Genomic DNA, 18,739 nt, shown 5'->3' with positions numbered 1-18,739 from the left:
GTAGGGAGCGAGCTAGCAATGGCACAATTCGATCCCGAATCGTTTCGTTCGCAGCAGACCACTTTCGCGCTTCTGAATCTATTTGTCCTGGCGGCGCTGTTGCTACTCCATACCCTGTTTTCGCAGGTTCTGGGGAATCCATCGCCGCTTCTTCTTGTTACGCTGGGAGCCGCATTCTTAGCCAAGGTGCTCGAACTTATCTGGCTACAGGCGAAAGCCCACGCGCTATCTCGTTCCGCGAGTGCCGTTCTTACTCGGTTTTCTATTGCGGTAAATCTCATCCTGACATTACTGCTCACGTTCCTAACGAATAAAGAAGAGAGTCCATATTTTGTATTGCTTGCGGTGCCACTGTTGCAGGCTGCTTATCACTTACGACTCTTAGCGATGCTGGGCGTTGTTGCGATAGCTGATTCCATGATGCTGTTATGGGTGTGGCATTTTTCTACTTTTCATCCACCGGTTCATGTCAGCGAGTACTTGGAGGCAGGCGTCCTTTCCTTGATCTATACAGTCGTGGCGCTACTCGTGTGGAGTCTCGTGAATCGTATACGCGAAGATCAGGAAAGGATTACCGAAAATCTCCAGGAACTGCGACGCACTCGCATGAAACTCGCGGAAGAGGAAAAGCTCGCAGCGGTTGGGAGACTGTCGAGTGCCATAGCCCATGAGATCAGAAATCCTGTGGCAATGATCGCCAGCTCGATGGCCACTGCCGAATCAGCCAGTTCGACACCCGAAATGCGAGAAGAAATGTTGTCAATCGCTGCGGCGGAAGCCTCGCGCCTTGAGCGGCTGACAACTGAATTCTTGTCCTATGCTCGCCCCAGCAGGCCATTCCGAGTGCCGACTCTGCTCCCTGATCTTCTTGGATACATAGCGGAAGTGGTGAAGCCACGTGCTATGCAAAGGGGGCTGAATCTAAGCGTACACGTCAGAGAGGGTTTATCTTCCAACGTTGATGCCGACCAAATTCAGCGAGCGGTATTGAATGTTGTCATGAACGCGGTAGATGCTGCACTGCCCGGAACCAATGTTCTGATCAGCGCTTTTGAGGGTGATCCCGGTGAGACCAAGATTCAAGTAGAGGATGTTGGTGAGCCTATTCCTGATACGGTCTTGGCAAACATATTCGAACCGTTCTACACAACGAAACCACGAGGTACGGGCTTGGGACTGGCAATCGCCCGCAATATTGCTCGAGCGCATGGTGGAGACATTATGCTCGATTGCGAACGACAGAAAACATGTTTCACGATCGTCTTAAGGGATACCGAGATTGCCAGAGTTGCCACAGGAGAAACACTCCATGGGTAGGGTGCTGATTGTAGATGACGAACCAAATATGCGTCGAATCCTGGCCTCAAATCTGACCATAGATCATCATGAAGTTGACGTCGCAGATGGCGTCGAGTCCGCGATTAATCTACTAAACCAACGGGAATACGACTCGGTGATTACCGATCAGAAGATGCCCGATGGCGATGGTCTTGATGTTCTTGCTGCCACTCGCAACAGCGATCCATCCGTAGCAGTAGTCTTCCTGACGGCGGTTGGCACGATCGAGCTTGCGGTCGAAAGTATGCGTCAAGGTGCATTCGATTTCATTACAAAGCCCTTCACCCCGGAAGTAATCAAGGCAACTGTCCGCCGGGCTTGTGAGCGCGCACAACTGGTTCGTGAGAACGCTCTACTCAGAGATACCGTCGGGCAATTAGTGGGCCCCAATTTCGTCTATGGCAGCAGCGAAACCATTGCGGACGTGCGCGAAAAGATCTCGCGAGTTGCTGCCACGAATGCGACTGTGCTTATCACAGGGGAAACGGGAACGGGAAAAGAACTCGTTGCGCGCGCTATTCATAAGAACAGCAATCGTTCATCGAAGCCTCTCATTGCTGTGAATTGTGCCGCATTTACTGAGACGCTGCTAGAGAGCGAGCTTTTTGGACACGAGCGCGGTGCCTTCACCGGTGCGGACAAAGCTCACCAGGGGCTCTTCGAAGCTGCTCACGAGGGCACGCTTTTTCTCGACGAGGCAGGTGAGATGTCTGCCGCCGCACAGGCAAAACTGCTGCGTGTTCTGGTTGATGGGAAGGTACAGCGAGTGGGCTCGACACAGGAAAGAAAAGTCGATGTGCGCGTGCTCGTAGCGACTCATCGCAATTTGCTGGAGCGCGTCAAGCAAGGCCAGTTTCGAGAGGACCTCTATTATCGTCTGGCTGTGTTTCCCATACACCTTCCTGCATTAAGGGAGCGAAAAGAGGACATCCCTGGACTGTGCGATCTCCTGTCTGCACAGATTGCGAAGGATCTTAAGATTCACCCACTTCGGCTGAGCCCTGGCGCACTCAAGAAGCTTATGTCGTACTCGTTCCCTGGCAACATACGTGAACTACGAAACCTGCTTGAGCGTGCTCACATCTTGGCCCATGGTGCGGAGATCGAAGATATCCCCCTGGAGTTCGAGGCTGGAGCTTCCTTAAGTACCTCTCTGGACGCGGCTGCATGGGTTCGAACGCTTCCGGACGCTTTGGACGTCCGCGAGGTGCTCACTGAAGTCGAGCGGTCGCTCTTGGATAGGGCACTCCAGCGTGCAAATGGAATACAGGCAGAAGCCGCACGCATGCTGAACCTATCTCGGAGTGACTTTGGGTACAAGGCTGCGAAGTACTCCCTTGTTCGCTAGTTTCCGCGCTTGAGCCCTTTGCCCAAACCCAGCCTTAGCATCCGGGAACTGATTTCACGGTTCAGGGTTCTCGCCCTAATCAGCAATTCTCCGTCGCCGCAAAGCTTTATAGAGTTCGAACCAAGCGATTGTACTAATCCCTATCGAGATGCATGCGAGCATATTTGCCGGCGGCAGGTATTCGAAATCGAAAACAGATCTTCCTAAAGGTGTGTAGACGGCCAGGAGCAAGAACACCTCGGGGACTGCGCTTACAACCCACATTGCTCGATTGTGCACCCGAATCACCTCGCCGACCGGGCGATGCCACGATCGGTTAGTCCAAATGAGCGCAAGGACAGCTGCAACCACCGTCGAAAAAGTAGAGACGCGCACGGTCGGCTCCGGCAATGATCTCCAAACGCAGAAAAGATACACGATGAGGGCGGTCGCTAGGGCCACCACTCCTTGCATGATGCTGAGCAACACGATTCGAGAATCGAGCAAACGTGCTCCTGTGGGCCGCGGTGGTTGCCGCATCAATGCAGGGTCAGCCGGTTCCGACTCGAAAGCCACCGAGCATGCGGGATCAATCACCAGTTCAAGAAAGACGATGTGTATTGGCAACAGCGCAAGCGGCCAGCCGAATATCACCGGGATCAGGGCCAGTCCTGCAATTGGCAAATGCACCGCGATTACAAAAGCCAGAGCTTTTCGAATGTTGTTGTAAACAGTTCGGCCCATGCGGACTGCCCGCACGATCGAGTTGAAGTCGTCGTCCAACAAGACGAAAGCGGAAGCTTCCCGTGCAACGTCGGTGCCACGTTTCCCCATTGCAATGCCGACATTGGCCGCCTTCAGCGCCGGAGCATCGTTCACGCCGTCGCCAGACATGACGACCACGTCTCCATGCCTCTGGAGCGCTTGAACCAAGCGTAGCTTGTGCTCCGGGAGAACTCGGGCAAATACCTGCGCGCTCTTAACCGCAGTGTCGAGTTCCTCATCAGACATGCGGCTCAATTCTTCGCCGCTTACAACCCTGCTGGAATCCGGAATGCCGACTGCACTTGCAATGTGCGCTGCGGTTGCGGGATAGTCGCCCGTAATCATGACAACTCGAATTCCCGCATGACGGCAGTCACCGATGGCTTCAGGTACTTCTTTGCGCACGGGATCGGCGAAGCCGATTAATCCGAGAAACTTCGAGGTAAACCCCTCGGGCGAACTGGGCAGTTGCCCTTCTGACCACTGCGCCTCCGACACGCCTAGCACGCGCATGCCGCGCATCGCCATCGCGGTCAAGTCCTCTTTCAATTGTCTTTGTTCGTCGCTCGAGAGATGGCTTATCCGCGCAATCGCCTCAGGTGCTCCTTTCATGCATACCCGAAATTCAGCATCTCCCTGCTTGAAGACCCGAGCTACGATTGGCAGTTCGGAAGTGATGCCATATTCAGAGAAAGCTTCCAGACTGAGATTCTCACCCAACAGCTCAAATCGTGCTCCCGCTTCGTGCAGGGCAACGTCCATTGGATCAGTTGCCGGATTTTCGCTGGCGAGAATTCCGACTTTAAGCGATTCGCGAAGCTCGGGCGTGAGCTGCCCGTCTCCTGTGAGACGTGCGTACGCTCCCTCACGAACCAACTCCTGCACAGCCATGTGGTTCAGTGTCAGGGTGCCGGTCTTGTCCACGCATAGGACTGTTGCTGATCCCAGGGTCTCGATTGCGGACGTCTTTCGCGTTAACACTCGGTTGCGTGCCATGCGCCATGCGCCAAGTGCCAGGAATACAGTTAACACGACCGGGAACTCTTCTGGCACCATTGAAATCGCGACGGTAAGGCCGTACAGAGCTCCCGTTAGCCAATTGTTGCGAACCATCCCGTAAATCAAAGTCACCGCCAAACATACGGCGACTCCGCCTGTGGCGAAATAAGTTACGAGCTTCTTTATCTCAATCTCTGTCCGAGTTCGAGCTTCTTTGATTGTCTGCAGTTGCGTGCCGATTTTCCCCAGTTCGGTACGCGCTCCTGTCGCAATCACTTCAGCCACCGCACGACCGTGAACCACCATACTTCCCGAATACAGCACAGGAATTCCGTCGCCTCCAGGACGGTACTGCCGCTCCACTCCGTCCCAGACTTTCTTCGTGACCGCAACCGATTCGCCGGTAATCAGGGATTCATCACATCGCAGGTCGACTGCTGAGATTGCCAGGGCATCGGCGGGAACGCGAGTCCCGGAGGATATGATTAGGAGATCGCCACGCACCACTTCACGTCCGGGAATCGATTTCGTTTCTCCATCTCGGATCACAATCGCTCGGGGACTCGAAAGCTCACGTAGCGCCACTAATGCTCGTTCTGTTTTTCGTTCCTGATATATCGTGACTGCGATGATGGTGCACGCCATTAATCCCAGCATCAACGCATCATGCAATTCCCCCAAGAAGGTGTAGAGCGCGACTATCCCAAGTAGCAACAGCAACATCGGTTCACTGCACGTCCTCAGTATCAACGTGAGTAACCCAGCGCGACCTTTGGATGGCAGCTCGTTTGAGCCCTCTTCCCTTAAGCGCCGCGCAGCCTGCTCTGAAGATAGTCCCCCTTCGATGTGTCTCGCGCGCTGCGGATGTGATCTGCTTTCTGGTCGGGCCGAGATTGCGTTCTGCATAATTGGCTACCTCGGATACCTCCTACGATCGCAACTGTTGGCGCCACTTGATGGGAGCACCAACCGAGCAAGCAATCGAAGAAGTTGATTGTGCGCAGTAATATTTAGCACGACGTGCGCGCCTGAAATAGAGATTGCCAAGGGCAAGAGAAACAATGGATGGCGTGATCGGCTTTAGGGGCACGGATCACCTCTGTGGACGCTGGGAATATACCCAACGTCCGACACGGCATCGGTGATTCCTCTCACTTGGAGATGTGACTTATGTGAATTCCAGCGCCTTCAGCAAGTGCGGCGAAGCTCTAGGCCTACTACGCGAAACTTAGGTTGTTGGTATTCGGCAGCGGTGTTGCGATGTTGCCGTTCTCCACGAGGAGTTTACTGACCATGATGGCTCAGTCAGCGTCAGTTTTCTCGATGCTGGCGTTGAACTCATCTGCAGTCAGACCATTGCCCGTTTTGCAGCAAAGTGACGATGCAGAGGAAAGTTCTCACTGCAAACCCGATCTACCTATCGTCTACATGAAGCAATTCCGCAAATGAGTGCATTGCCCTGAAGTCGTCATCCCAGAATCGGCATGGTCGATTCCTCGATATCGGCCTGCCCGTTTAATCAAAGCAAAACCAGAGACAGTTTTAGTAAGCTCCTCGGCGCGGGAGTTTCCGGTTTTTCACCATCTTTGATCGGGGCGCCGTTATGCTTTGGCCTCCAAATAACAACAGGTCGACCGCAGCACCTATTCCTCTCAGATCTGCGCCCGACATTCCACTCTTCTGCAGAAACTCCTCCCCCTGCATAACCGCTAGAATGAGACGTCCGAGGTCCTTTGCAGGAATGACCCTAGCGAGGGACCCGTCGCGTTGCGCTTCGCGCACGACCTCCACGATCAATTCCTCCAGAGCCCGATAGACGCCACGCGCCAGTGCCGTGACATCTTTATCGATGTAGGCCAGTTCCGTCGTGCTGTTGGCAAGGAAGCAACCCCGATAAGGCTGCCCGTCAAGAGGACCGCGCCCCGGCCGAAGAAAGAGCGCACGCAGACGGTCAATTGCTGGTTGGTTCGTGGAAAGAGCACGGCGGACTTTTGTCAGCGTGTCGTCGGCATACACCTTCAGTGAGGACAGGAATAAGCGTCGTTTGTCTCCGAAAGCAGCATAGATGCTCCCCTTTCCCAATCCCGTCACTCGCATCAGGTCGTCTAGAGAAGTGGCAGTGTAGCCATTTTTCCAGAACTCGTCTCGTACCGCTGCGAGAACTTTGTCCTCGTCAAACTGTCTTCGCCCTGCCATAGCTGTTAGGCCTCGATCATTCCGCCGTCAGCGAACAATTCAATGCCGTTCACGAAACTCGATTCATCAGAAGCGAGGAAGAGAGCGATGTTGGCAATCTCCCCTGGCTGCCCGACGCGGCCAAGAGGGATCTTTTTGCCCATATCGATGTTGTATTGCTTTGCCTCTTCTTCGGTCTTGAACAAACCAGTGGCGCCTGGTGTTTCAATGGGGCCAGGGCTGACAACGTTGACGCGAATCTTCCGGCCCTTGAGTTCGTTCGCCCATGTTCGAGCAAAGGAACGAACAGCTGCTTTTGTGGAGCAATACACACCGAATCCTGCGATACCTTTGACTGAGGTAATCGAACCATTGATCACAATGGTCGCGCCCTCTGTCAAGAGCGGCAGAGCCTTCTTTACAGTGAAGAACGTACCTTTGACATTGGTGTCGAACGTCTTGTCGAACTGCTCTTCCGTGACTTGTTCCGTGGTGCCAAATTCGCCGCCACCGGCATTTGCGAACAGGACGTCGATGCGGCCGTGCTTCTGATTGATCTCTGCGTAGAGACGATCAAGGTCATCCAGTTTGCTGGCATCCGCTTGAACGCCGATTGCTCCCTCGCCGATATCCTTCACAGCGCTATCCAGAGCCTCTCTGCGGCGACCGGTGACTACAACCTTCGCACCTTCGTTGACGAAGAGCTTTGCCGTCGCCAATCCGATGCCACTGGTTCCACCCGTGATGAGTGCGACTTTCCCTTCCAGCCTTTTCATGGTTTTCCTTTCCTGCGAAGTGCGTGACCGGAGGCCGAATCTTTGACCATCCAGTCCACTATATGATGTTGGACCGTTCAGTAAAGTTTCGACTACATGTATCTTTACACTTCAGGCTTGCTAAGGCAGGTTCAACTGGGCACCAGTGCGAGCCGAACGGCGGAGGTTTTGGATCGCGGCACGGCTGCGAACTAGGTCCGCCAAATTCGTACCGGACAAACGGGACCGCATTCAGCGATTCTCCGACTTCGACGGCAGCCTGCCTTAATGAGCACATCATCGCCAATGCACTTATCGACCTAGCAATCGGTGAGGACGTATACACGTATGACATCCACTTGGGTGAAAAGTCGGCATGGAACTCATCTGCGGTCAGCGCATATGGAGCCGGCACCTATCCGGGTTGAAATCCGACAGTCCGTTTCGGGATAACTCCATACTTGCCCTGTAGCCGCCAGTTATCGTGGAACTCATGAACGAATCGGCGTAAAGTGCTGATCGTGAACACGTCACCGCGATTCCGAAAACTTTTTGTACGCCGCGGGGGTCAGAATTCGTGGAGGATTTGTCTCAGTATCATCGTTCTCCTATTGTGTTCTGACATGGTCTGGGGCGTCACGCTACCGCATCCTGCTGAGATTTCTCCGAACCCGGACCTTCCGACACTGTATAAAGAGCACGACTGGTTCAAACTTCGTTCTGCCACGCAACGTTCGAGTCGAGCAGCATTCTATAACGGGGTAGTTGCGTGTGCATTCAACGACAGCAAACGTGCAGAGCAAAAGTTCGCTTCGATTATTCGCAATCACCCCAACTCGGACGAGGCCTATGATGCACACAATCTCCTGTTTTACGCATATTTCCGCAAAGGAAACTACACGAAAGCTCAGGCGCACTTAGAACGGATGCGTCAAGTCAAGCCATCCAACGCTAGTGACCGTGCCGGGATGACGATGTTGCATAGCATCACCCGGCACGTCAAGGCGACCAAAGTTACACTCCAGTACTCCACGCTTCGGTCTCAGGTGAAAGGCAAAGTCCCGGTTTCGATCAACGGCAAAGTGGCTCACTATGCTTTCGATTCCAATGCCACCATTTCCGCGATTAGCGAGTCGGAAGCCAAGCGGTTTGGAATGCAAATCCATGATGGTGGAGCCGCCGGGGTCCATGATGCACGCGGCTCAGACGCTACGTTCCACATTGCTGTTGCAGACAGAATGATGCTTGGTACTGTGGTGCTGAGACATGTGCTGTTTCTGGTGTTTCGAGATGACCAACCTCCATTTGTGGATATGGAAGAGTCGCAACGCGGGGTTCTCGGTCTACAAGTCATGATTGCCTTGAAGAGGATTCGGTGGACCAGCGACGGCGACATAGAAATAGCTTTTCCTGCCGAGGACAAGCAAGCTACCCCCAATCTGTTCTTCGGCGGTCCCGACCTCATTACGACCATGACCGTATTCAACCAGAATCTTAATGCAGTACTTGATACTGGCTCAGAGGAAACAAATCTCTGGCCTGCGTTTGCTAGGAAGTTCCCGGAGCTAATCGAGCATTCTGGGAAGAGGTCTTCGAATCGTGTTGTTGGTCTTTCGGGTGGTGAGGAAATGGAATCCTTTGTACTACCTGAGCTTGCATCCGTTTTCGTCGTGTATCCAAGTATTGTGTGCCCGTCGGCAATCGGGAGCTCTCCATCTGAGATAAAGAGTTGTTCCTGAGGGAAATTCAATGTGAGCAGCACGTCCTTGAAAAGCGTAATTCCCAACACATGATGCTCACCCGGCAACGCCAACCCGACTGCATTGAGAAACGTATGTCCAGCTACCGTGAGCTCTCTAGCGCGGACTATATCCGCATCGGCGTTCCAGTCGCCCTGAGTTGAGGTGTGTATCGTATGGTGGCCAATGACTTCCAGCCCAAGCTGCCGCGCCTGCGCCGGAGTGACAGCGAAGTCCCAAGCAAAACCAGTATCCAAGCCGAATTTCATCCGGGCACTTCCGTTGATACTAGCTTCGATTCCATGTACGAACGGAGTTCCATCCGACAGTGGCTGGTCTCCGCGGATGCGTCCTGAGGAAGTAAGTATGAATCCGACAATGACGATGATAGTGATAAAGGTTCGAGATCGCTCCATTACACCATGTTGACACCATGCTTCGAGTCATTGTTCCTCAAATCGATCACATATGCCGCACATCGCTGCTTTCCGGGAATGAGGACGCGGATTAGAGCTTTGCGCGGCAGCGTTCATAGACAGACTGGAACAACTGAGCGAAGAATGTCCGAATCCGAATTGAGGAACACAATCTATACAAACCATCTTCTTTGGGTTCCAGATGGCGACGAAGCGTTCGATGACGGGAGCTGCGTTTTGCAGTTTGATGTTGGAAGTCGCGTGCGCCTCGTCGCCTTCAGCCGCACACAAAATCCCTTACGTGATCCAGAGAGTCTGCGTTAGGAGTGGCTGGTGGCTGAAAATTTCTACGGTGTGCTTGAGAACTGGTATTCCAGATTTGAGGCTGAATGGGCTTACCTACCCAAAATTGCTGACTAATGCAGGGCAGGCTTGTCCCGGTTCGGGATACTTCACTACTGGGGATATATCGCCACGAATGGTGCGCCATCTCCCTCTGGCATACCTAATGGATCAGCTTTCTGGAATCGGAATGAGGGAGTCGACGCGGGTGTCGGCCGTGACCTCTATACATTCTAGGAACTCATTCCTGATCAGCGCGTCGACAAGCTGCGATCCACCTCCAACCAAGGTGAAATCAAGATCATAGTCGGAGCATAGGCACCATGCCTGGTCCGCTGGCCACCAATATTCAGGGGTGAAGTTGTGCGGCTTTGCCAACTGCACAACTCCATCGAGACGTCCGTGAAAAAGTAGAGGCGCATCAGTAGCTATGAATGGTATCTCCGGGAAACGAAAAAAACACTCTGTTGTGGATGTGAATGGAGTGAGAGTGCGTACAAGCTCTTTGCACTCTTCATCATCGAGTCCTCCATCCGCAGGGCCGTAGATAAATCGTGGCCAGCACTGTGGGCTAGGGCTAAGTCTTTCAACAAACCATTGATGGTTTATTTCCGGCTTATACGGAACACCCAGCGATTCCGCAACTTCCCGCCATCGGAGTCTCGTTCCCGTGGATGTCTTTCGCTTGGCCTCGACGAAGTCCCTCACCGCCGTGCATGGAGGTATTCCGAGCGTCGCTATTTCCGTTTCTGAGAGAGGACTGTCGATATTCTCGTAGTGAGCGTCGAGACGGTGAAGCACCTTGGCGTATCGCTGGAAGATCGGCGGCAATAAATTGCAGACCAGAGCTTGCCACGACCGCGAATCTAGCCGGGGTCTGAGACGAACTCGACCATGCTGAATCCAGGCAAAGGGCGTGCTTGTCGTGCAAGGTTGCATACAGAAATTGTAGCCGCTTCGCGAGAGGCTTCGCGTCCCGTTGTGGGATACGTCATTGTTTGGGGATATATCGGGAGCTTCGGGTGTATTCCGCTATCTTCTGCATCTTACGGTGTCAAACAGCATGAATATGCACATCCCAAGTATGAAGATCATGGCCAGCTGTCGCTCTCTATCGGGACGCTCGCTCTCGAAGTGAACCTCGTTTGGCCGAAGTTTACTGCGTACCTTTAGGTGGAATTTGGGAAAGAGTAGACATGCAAGTGTGCATAGAGCAACGGCTACGAGGAGAACGATGGATACAAGGGTCACGCTATCTGCCATACAAATGGATTCTCGCACAACTGATTACTGGCGACTACAGGGCAAGTAGTGAACTATCCCGGAACGGGATTGCTCCATACTTTTGGATTATTAGACAGTTAACGTTTAGCAGCTTCCGGGAGGGGCACTCTCTTACTCAACAGAAGCCAATAGACAACGGAGGCAACCGTTGAAACCACACTCGAAATTGGAAAGAAAGGGCCCGTGCGCGCAAAACCAGCTATATGGCCACGGCTCAGTAGCAAAATGATCATCGACAAAGCCAATGGGCCCGTCAGAATGCCCACAAACGTCCACATCCGCAAAGAAATGTTGCTGATAATGCGTGCAGGTACCAGAGCAATGGGAAGGCCAACCAAGACCCAACCTGCAAAACAGAAAATGGCGTAAAGCGCAAAAAAGTGATACGCGATTAGCATTAGATACAGCAACATGGCTGCAAGCCCTGCTAGCAGCGCAAGGAACGAATATAACAGCCGCATCAAGAATCGTACGTCTGTATCTTCTGGCATCGCAGCCCTTCAGTCCAACAATCTCCGCCAACCGTATACGATGTCCGGTTTACCTGTTGCGTACAGGGCAAGTATGGACTTATCCCGAAACGGAACAGCAGGCGTGAGACGGCGACGGAGCTATACGTTTGTGACCACCTCAGGCCATCGATTGCGATGGCCTGTTTTCAGGCACTTGGAAGGGGGCTTGTGTACCCCCTTCGTGGCTATTAGTGTCTTTCGCTTCTCTAACGATCTTGCTGACCATCGCGCGTGAGATGGAATGCGCTTTGGCGACTTCTGTCAGGGACATACCACGATCGCGATCGCGCAGAACCGCGGCACGATCAATATCCAGTGGACGCCGTCCGATCTGTCGTCCCTCCAGTCTCGCGCGCCGCATACCAGCCCGCACGCGTTCGATAATGAGGTTGCGCTCAAGTTCCGCGATGGCGCCGATGATGACCACGACGGCACGCCCGAGCGGGCCGCCCGTGTCAATGTTTTCTCGGAAGCTAATGAACTCGATGTTCAAGCTATTAAGTTCGTCGAGTGTGTCCAACAAATGTCGAACCGATCGTGCGAGGTGATTGAAAGCCCAGACAATCACAACGTCAATCCTTCCCCGTTTGGCATCCCGCATGAGTTCATCGAGACCGGGGCGCTTCGCCTTCACGCCGCTGATCTTATCTGTGTATTCATGAACGATCTCCAATCCACGTTGCTGTGCTAGTGCTCGCAGGTCATGAAGTTGAGTTCGGGGTGTTGATCGACGGTGTAGACACGAAGATAAAGAGCTGCTCGTTTCATGCAGTTGCCTTCATTTCAGAGGGGTTGTCCTGTGCGATACGGCTGATTGTTGCGAGCAAGAAGATGTCATCTTTGTTGATCATGAGCATACTTGCCAGAGAGTGAAGCAGGTTCGCGTCATTTGGCACCCAGCCGGATTCGAGTGCGCACCACTGACGTTCGGTAAGATCGGATAGTTCAGCAGCACGCATAACGGTCAGCTTCAACAGGGTTCGGCGCTGTTCAACGAAGTTCGCCAACAAACGCGCAGGGATAAATGCGTAGTTATCTTTGAAAGCCATGAGTTTGTCCTGGATGTTGTGTTCAAAGAGGAACGAATCGGAAAGAAGAATGAACGCAGGTCGAACTGCATTGCAGACTCAGGGATCACGGCAGTGTTGCAGTGGAGAGGCCTGAGCCTCCTGTGCTTTGTGTTCTGCAAGCAGCACCTGCAAATGAGCTTGAAGGCTTGCACTTCGCTGGCGATTCCTGAGCTGCTTTTCACGCCTGCGTAGTTGCCCATCTCGCCGCAATGCTCGTGTCAGTCGCCCACGTGTCCGTAGGATTCGGTCTTCAAGGGAGTTGCGAGAAGGAACAGGACGGCGGCATTTGTTTCGTCGTGCGTGCCCGACGTGCAGCCCGCCGCAGTACTCGCAAGGATAGATGTGAAGTTGCTCAGTCTGAGGGAGACGGCTGGCATGGATTAGCGCGCTCAGGTAATTAGAATGGCAGAGCTTTCGCCTGCACGAATTCCATTCGTGCCATTGCGACGAAGTGTTCTCCTTGTGGTTGGGATTTCCTGTATAGAAGCGAGAGAGGATGTGCAGCGTTCAGAATGGTTGAGTGGGAAGAGTTATGAAGATCAAAACGGAATGGATTGAGGGGAAACGGCGTCGACGATGTTCGCTAATGCTCGCAGTTACAAGCTAGACAGGCGGCACAGGTGAGCCACCCGCATTTGGGACAGCGTGGTGTCTCTGGATCGCGACTGTCGACGGGTTGCTTGCAGAGGTGGCAATGATTGACTCGCCAAGTCTCCGCGCATTCTGGGTTGCTACACGGACGGGATAAGTCTTTTAAAATCTTGGTACCGGGAGGGGGACTTGAACCCCCACAACTCTTTCGAGTCTGCGGATTTTAAGTCCGCTGCGTCTGCCAATTTCGCCATCCCGGCTTGTAGGTGGGCACCCGCGGTATTTATCGTAGGCAGAACTAGTTTCGCACAGGGGCTGAACTGCTGCCAACTGATTCCTAGATACGGTCCGATGTCCTGGTGGCCTGAATCAACTCTTCCAACTTCCTGCCTATAACTCACATCACCATTACATGCTCTGCAGAACTCTGTTTGTACTGGTTCTGTTCACCACTGCTTCGGCGTTTGCCGCGTCCTTCGGATCCGCGCGTGGAATTGTGCACGATCTTCAGCACAGGCCCATTCACGGAGCTTCTGTCCTCCTGAAATCCAAATCATCCGACTGGTCCCGCACTGCGACCTCGAGCGCGACCGGAGAATTCTTGTTTACGGCTGTGCCTGTCGGAGATTACATCCTCACGGTCGACAGCATAGGATTTGCTCCGTCCTCTCAGAGCTTCTCCGTCAATTCAGGTGCGGAACCCGTAGTCCACTTCATGCTTACTCCCGCTGCTGCGAAAGAAACTGTCACGGTCGATGAGCGGGCTGAAGCTGTGTTCGGTGGTTCCGCCGCGCCTATCACAACCATAAGCCGGGCCGAAATCGCGCAAAGCCCTGGCGCCTCTCGCAGCAACAGTCTAGCCATGATTACGAACTTTGTACCGGGTTCTTATATCACCCACGATCAACTTCATATTCGTGGCGGACATCAGACGGGTTGGCTCGTCGATGGTGTCCCTGTTCCCAACACCAACATCGCATCGAATATCGGCCCTCAGTTTGACCCCAAAGACATCGACTATCTCGAAGTCGATCGCGGCGGCTATGGTGCAGAACTTGGAGATCGCACTTACGCCGTGTTCAACGTTGTCCCTCGCACCGGATTCGAGCGCAACCGAGAAGCCGAACTGGTTCTGAGCGCGGGCAGCTTTCATCAGACCAATAACCAGTTCAGCATTGGCGATCACACTGGCCGCTTTGCATATTACTCCAGCATCAACGGCAGTCGCAGCGACCTTGGCATTCAAACTCCAGTTCCGCAGGTCGTTCACGACGCCACTAACGGTTACGGAGGCTTCGGCACGATCGTCTTCAACCTCAATGCCGCTAACCAATTCCGCTTCGTGACATCCTTACGCCGCGATTATTACCAGATTCCGTACGACCCGTTTCTTAACGATATCGAGAACAATCCAACCAGCGGCCAGTATCCCACCCTGGGCCTGCGCGACGGAGATCACGAAGCAGATGCCCTCGTTAACTCCTCGTGGGTACATACGTTCAGTGCGAACGCCATGCTTACCCTATCGCCGTTTTATCATTACAATCGCGCGAATTACGACGGGCACCGCAGCGACTATCCGATCGCAACCCGTCAGGATCGCTCTTCCACCTACGCAGGAGGTCAAGTAAGTCTGGAGGTTCGTCTCCCCCGAAACCATTTACAACTTGGCATGTTTACCTTCTACCAGCGTAATCATGAGACTCTTGGCGCGATCTTCAACGATGGCACCAAGCGCGCTCCTCTTGTAGATCGCGAGCAACCAACAGGAAATCTTGTCAGCTTCTTTGTCGATGAAAAGTTCAAGCCCACGCCGTGGTTGACTCTGTCCGCAGGCGTCCGTCCGACGTTCTTCAGCGGCTCTATTTCCGAGAGCGCGATCAGTCCACGATTCGGCGCTGCACTGCAAATCCCGCGCCTACACTGGACGCTTCGCGCGTCCTACGGACACTACTATCAGGCACCGCCTCTTGTCACCGCGTCAGGCCCGCTGCTGCAGTTCGCAAACGCGAACAGTCTCAACTTCGTCCCGCTCTACGGAGAGCGCGATGAAGAACATCAGTTCGGCCTCGCAATTCCAATTCGCGGCTGGGTTGTTGATGTGAACACCTTTCGCACGCGAGCCACCAACTACTTCGACCACAACAACATTGGCGAGTCTAACGTGTTCTTTCCTGTTACGATTCAGGCCGTGCTGATTCGTGGATGGGAACTCACGGTTCGCTCGCCTCGCATTGCAAATCGCGCGCAGCTTCACCTTGCCTACTCAAATCAAATTGCCCAAGGTGGAGGCGCAATTACCGGTGGGCTCAATGCTTCCGTGCCCGAGCCATCCACATGGCCTGCTGCACTCTCGCCTCTCGACCATGACCAGCGCAACACACTCAGCGTAGGTGGTGATTTGGTATTGCCGTGGCGACTGCATGCCGCGACCAATCTCTCCTATGGTTCCGGATTCACCAACGCCTTTCCCGGCGAGCTGTATCCCGGAGACTATCTTCCATCGCACACTACCTTCGACCTAAGCTTTAGTCGGCCAATCGGTGAGCATTGTGTACTTTCAATCAACGCCCTCAATGTTGCGAACCGTCGAGTCTTGCTCGACAACAGCGTAACCTTTGGCGGCCTCCACTGGAATTCGCCTCGCGAAATCTACGCGGAAGTCCGCTATCGGTTCAGATACTGATCTCCCATCGCGCATTGCGACTCGACACCGATACAGCTCCGTCAGGCAAAAGAAAAGGCCCGCCATTTCCAGCGGGCCTTTTGTTGTTTCCTCGTTCAAACCTACTACTGTCGCGCTTCCGGTTGCTCTGTTGGGGCGAGCGGTAACGGTGTTCCTACCGGAATCTCCGGCAGCGGCTGTTCCAGCGCAATCTGCAACACCTCGTCCATCGCATCCACGAAGTGCAGCTTCATCTCTTTGCGTAAATTCTCCGGAACATCGGCCAGATCCCGTTCGTTTTCCGCCGGAAGAATTGCTTCCGTGATGCCGGCTCGATGAGCTGCCAGCAACTTCTCCTTCATTCCGCCAATCGGCAGCACCTTGCCGCGCAACGTGATTTCGCCGGTCATGCAGATGTCGCGACGCACAGGAATCTTGCTCAGTGCGCTGGCGATCGCCGTCGCGATCGTGATACCTGCCGAGGGACCATCTTTCGGAATCGCCCCCTCCGGAACATGGACGTGAATATCAACATTGCGATAGAAGTCGCGAGGAATGCCGAGCCGCTGCCAGCGCGAGCGCAGATAGCTCATTGCTGCCTGTGCCGACTCCTGCATCACATCGCCTAACTTGCCAGTGAGCGTCAGCTTGCCCTTGCCATCCACAATTGCAACTTCGGTGGTCAGAATGCATCCGCCCACCTCGGTCCACGCCAGACCCGTCACCAGACCGATCTCGCTCTTCTCATTGGCGAGCGCATCGCGGAATTTCGCGACTCCGAGGTGTGTTGCCAGGCTTTCCGCTGTGATGGTGGTCGAGTACTTCTCGCCTTCGCGTACAACCGCGCGTGCTACCTTGCGGCACACGTTTCCAATTTCGCGTTCCAGGTTGCGCACGCCTGCTTCTCGCGTGTAGTAGCGGATGATCCCGCGCAGAGCATCATCTTCAAACTGGATGTTTTCCGCCGTCAGACCAGCCTGCTCCAACTGTTTCTTAACCAGGTATTGGCGGGAAATCTCCAGCTTTTCCGGCTCCGTGTAGCCATGCAGTCGCAACACTTCCATGCGGTCCTGCAGCGGTGCCGGAATGGTGTGCAGCACGTTGGCCGTGGCGATGAAGAACACCTGCGACAGGTCATACTCCACGTCGAGGTAGTGGTCCACGAACATGAAGTTCTGTTCAGGATCTAGCACCTCGAGCAGCGCCGATGAAGGGTCGCCGCGGAAATCGTTCGACATCTTATCCACTTCATCCAGCATGAACACCGGATTCCGTGTTCCCGCCTTCTTCATCATCTGGATGATCTGGCCGGGTAGCGCACCAATGTAGGTGCGGCGATGCCCTCGAATCTCGGCCTCGTCACGCACTCCGCCCAGCGACATCCTCACGAACTTTCGCCCAGTGGCCTTCGCGATGCTCATACCCAGCGAAGTCTTGCCGACACCCGGAGGTCCCACGAGACAGAGAATCGAGCCCTTCGGATTCTTTACCAGTTGCCGGACGGCGAGGAACTCGAGAATCCTCTCCTTGATCTTCTCCAACCCATAGTGATCTTCGTTCAGCGTGCGCTCGGCAAAATCGATGTCGCGAATTTCCTTCGACTTCTTCTTCCACGGCACAGCCAGAAGCCAGTCCAGATAGTTGCGCGAAACCGTGGACTCAGCCGACATCGGCGGCATTGCCTCGAGCTTCTTCAACTCCTGAGTCGCCTTTTCCAGCACCTCGGGAGGCATGCCCGACCCATCGATCTTCTTCTTCAGTTCATCGAACTCGCTCTTTTCGCCGCGCCCCAACTCCTTCTGGATTGCCTTGATCTTCTCGTTAAGGTAGTACTCCTTCTGAGCGCGTTCCATCTGCCGCTTCACCCGTGACTGGATGCTGCGGTCCATGTTCAGCTTTTCGATCTCAATATCTAGCACGTCCGAAATGCGCGACAGCCGCTCGGCAGGATCGAAGATCTCCAGCAGTTCCTGCTTTTCCTCAATCGAGAGTTGCAGGTTCGCGGCGATCGTGTCGCTCAAGCGCGAGATATCATCCATCCGCACCGTCGCTGCAATCGTTTCCTGGTTCAGCGATTGGCACAACTTCACGTATTGCTCGAACAGGGAAGCGACACGTTGCATCGTCGCCTCGACCTGTGGCGTGATCTCCGGCGTATACCGGTTCACGCGTATCGAAGACATGTAGAAGCCTTCGGTCTCATTGACCTGCAGGATGCGTCCACGCTCAATGCCTTCGACCAAAACTTTGATATTGCCGTCGGGCATCTTCAGGCTCTGCACAATGTTCACGATCGTGCCTACCTGGTAAATCTCGTCCGGCTTTGGCTCATCTACACCCGGGTCGTGCTGAGTCGCGAGGAAGATTCTCTTATCTCCCGCCAGAGCCTCTTCGAGGGCACGCACGCTTGACTCGCGCCCGACGACGAACGGCGTCATCATGAATGGAAATATGACGACATCCCGAATGGGCATCATCGGCAACTTGCGGGTTTCGAATTTCTCTTTAATCAGGCTCACGCAGCCTCACTTCCCTTTAGTGGTATGCCAGTTAGATTCATTGCGAGCTGTCAGGACTCGCTAGCCCACCACGATTGTTTTCGAGCCTACTACAACGTTATAACGGCGGCAATAATTGAGATCTGCAGCAATCTGCAGCCCATTTTTGTTGTAGATGCCCATTTTGAAAGGGAACTCCGTACCTGAAAGGGTTCCCCTCGGCTATCCTCCCGCCCTCCAAAGCTTTGCGCAGCTTCCGATAG

At 54.0% G+C, this 18,739-nt stretch carries 11 protein-coding genes, 1 tRNA gene and 1 pseudogene; 4 read left to right on the top strand and 9 right to left on the bottom strand.

Features of this window, described 5'->3' with window-relative positions:
* Positions 1-18 precede the first annotated feature (18 nt).
* The gene (locus tag AC6IZD_RS11160; protein WP_497783394.1) at positions 19-1,317 is read left to right on the top strand and encodes a sensor histidine kinase; all 1,299 of its coding nucleotides are present in this window, start codon (positions 19-21) and stop codon (positions 1,315-1,317) included.
* Positions 1,310-2,686, top strand: coding sequence for a sigma-54-dependent transcriptional regulator (locus AC6IZD_RS11155; RefSeq protein ID WP_497783393.1), 1,377 nt, complete (start codon positions 1,310-1,312; stop codon positions 2,684-2,686). The genes AC6IZD_RS11160 and AC6IZD_RS11155 overlap by 8 nt, the downstream gene beginning before the upstream one ends.
* A gap of 75 nt (positions 2,687-2,761) precedes the next feature.
* On the opposite strand, the gene AC6IZD_RS11150 is transcribed toward AC6IZD_RS11155, so the two are convergent.
* The 3 genes from AC6IZD_RS11150 to AC6IZD_RS11140 form a co-directional block, all read right to left on the bottom strand.
* Entirely contained in the window at positions 2,762-5,335 is a 2,574-nt protein-coding gene (locus AC6IZD_RS11150) for a cation-translocating P-type ATPase (protein WP_497783392.1), read from the bottom strand.
* A 636-nt stretch (positions 5,336-5,971) separates the two neighbouring features.
* A complete protein-coding gene (locus AC6IZD_RS11145; RefSeq protein ID WP_497783391.1) occupies positions 5,972-6,625 on the bottom strand; it encodes a TetR/AcrR family transcriptional regulator in 654 nt (217 codons plus the stop codon).
* Positions 6,626-6,630: 5 nt separating this feature from the next.
* On the bottom strand, positions 6,631-7,380 hold the full coding sequence (locus AC6IZD_RS11140; RefSeq protein ID WP_497783390.1) for an SDR family NAD(P)-dependent oxidoreductase: 750 nt from the start codon (positions 7,378-7,380) through the stop codon (positions 6,631-6,633).
* A 602-nt stretch (positions 7,381-7,982) separates the two neighbouring features.
* Here AC6IZD_RS11140 and AC6IZD_RS11135 point away from each other — a divergent pair.
* Positions 7,983-9,098, top strand: coding sequence for an aspartyl protease family protein (locus AC6IZD_RS11135; RefSeq protein WP_497783389.1), 1,116 nt, complete (start codon positions 7,983-7,985; stop codon positions 9,096-9,098).
* A gap of 65 nt (positions 9,099-9,163) precedes the next feature.
* Here AC6IZD_RS11135 and AC6IZD_RS11130 read toward each other — a convergent pair.
* The 5 genes and pseudogenes from AC6IZD_RS11130 to AC6IZD_RS11110 all read right to left on the bottom strand — a co-directional run.
* Positions 9,164-9,514 (bottom strand): annotated as a pseudogene (locus tag AC6IZD_RS11130) (aspartyl protease family protein); the annotation flags it as partial.
* 1,703 nt (positions 9,515-11,217) lie between these two features.
* Complete coding sequence (locus AC6IZD_RS11125; protein ID WP_497783388.1) at positions 11,218-11,631, bottom strand: hypothetical protein; 414 nt, start codon at positions 11,629-11,631, stop codon at positions 11,218-11,220.
* A 139-nt stretch (positions 11,632-11,770) separates the two neighbouring features.
* The gene (locus tag AC6IZD_RS11120; RefSeq protein ID WP_497783387.1) at positions 11,771-12,325 is read right to left on the bottom strand and encodes a recombinase family protein; all 555 of its coding nucleotides are present in this window, start codon (positions 12,323-12,325) and stop codon (positions 11,771-11,773) included.
* Between the two features lie 91 nt (positions 12,326-12,416).
* Complete coding sequence (locus tag AC6IZD_RS11115; protein ID WP_497783386.1) at positions 12,417-12,701, bottom strand: hypothetical protein; 285 nt, start codon at positions 12,699-12,701, stop codon at positions 12,417-12,419.
* A 783-nt stretch (positions 12,702-13,484) separates the two neighbouring features.
* Positions 13,485-13,573: transfer RNA gene (locus AC6IZD_RS11110), tRNA-Leu, on the bottom strand.
* Positions 13,574-13,725: 152 nt separating this feature from the next.
* Here AC6IZD_RS11110 and AC6IZD_RS11105 point away from each other — a divergent pair.
* Positions 13,726-15,999, top strand: a complete 2,274-nt coding sequence (locus AC6IZD_RS11105) for a TonB-dependent receptor (RefSeq protein ID WP_497783385.1) — start codon at positions 13,726-13,728, stop codon at positions 15,997-15,999.
* A gap of 104 nt (positions 16,000-16,103) precedes the next feature.
* On the opposite strand, the gene lon is transcribed toward AC6IZD_RS11105, so the two are convergent.
* Complete coding sequence (gene lon, locus AC6IZD_RS11100; protein ID WP_497787575.1) at positions 16,104-18,455, bottom strand: endopeptidase La; 2,352 nt, start codon at positions 18,453-18,455, stop codon at positions 16,104-16,106.
* Positions 18,456-18,739: the final 284 nt, after the last annotated feature.

This window comes from Koromonas humicola (genome assembly GCF_059726255.1).
Note: the sequence above shows the minus strand (reverse complement) of the source record. Positions and strands in the feature narration are given on the sequence as shown.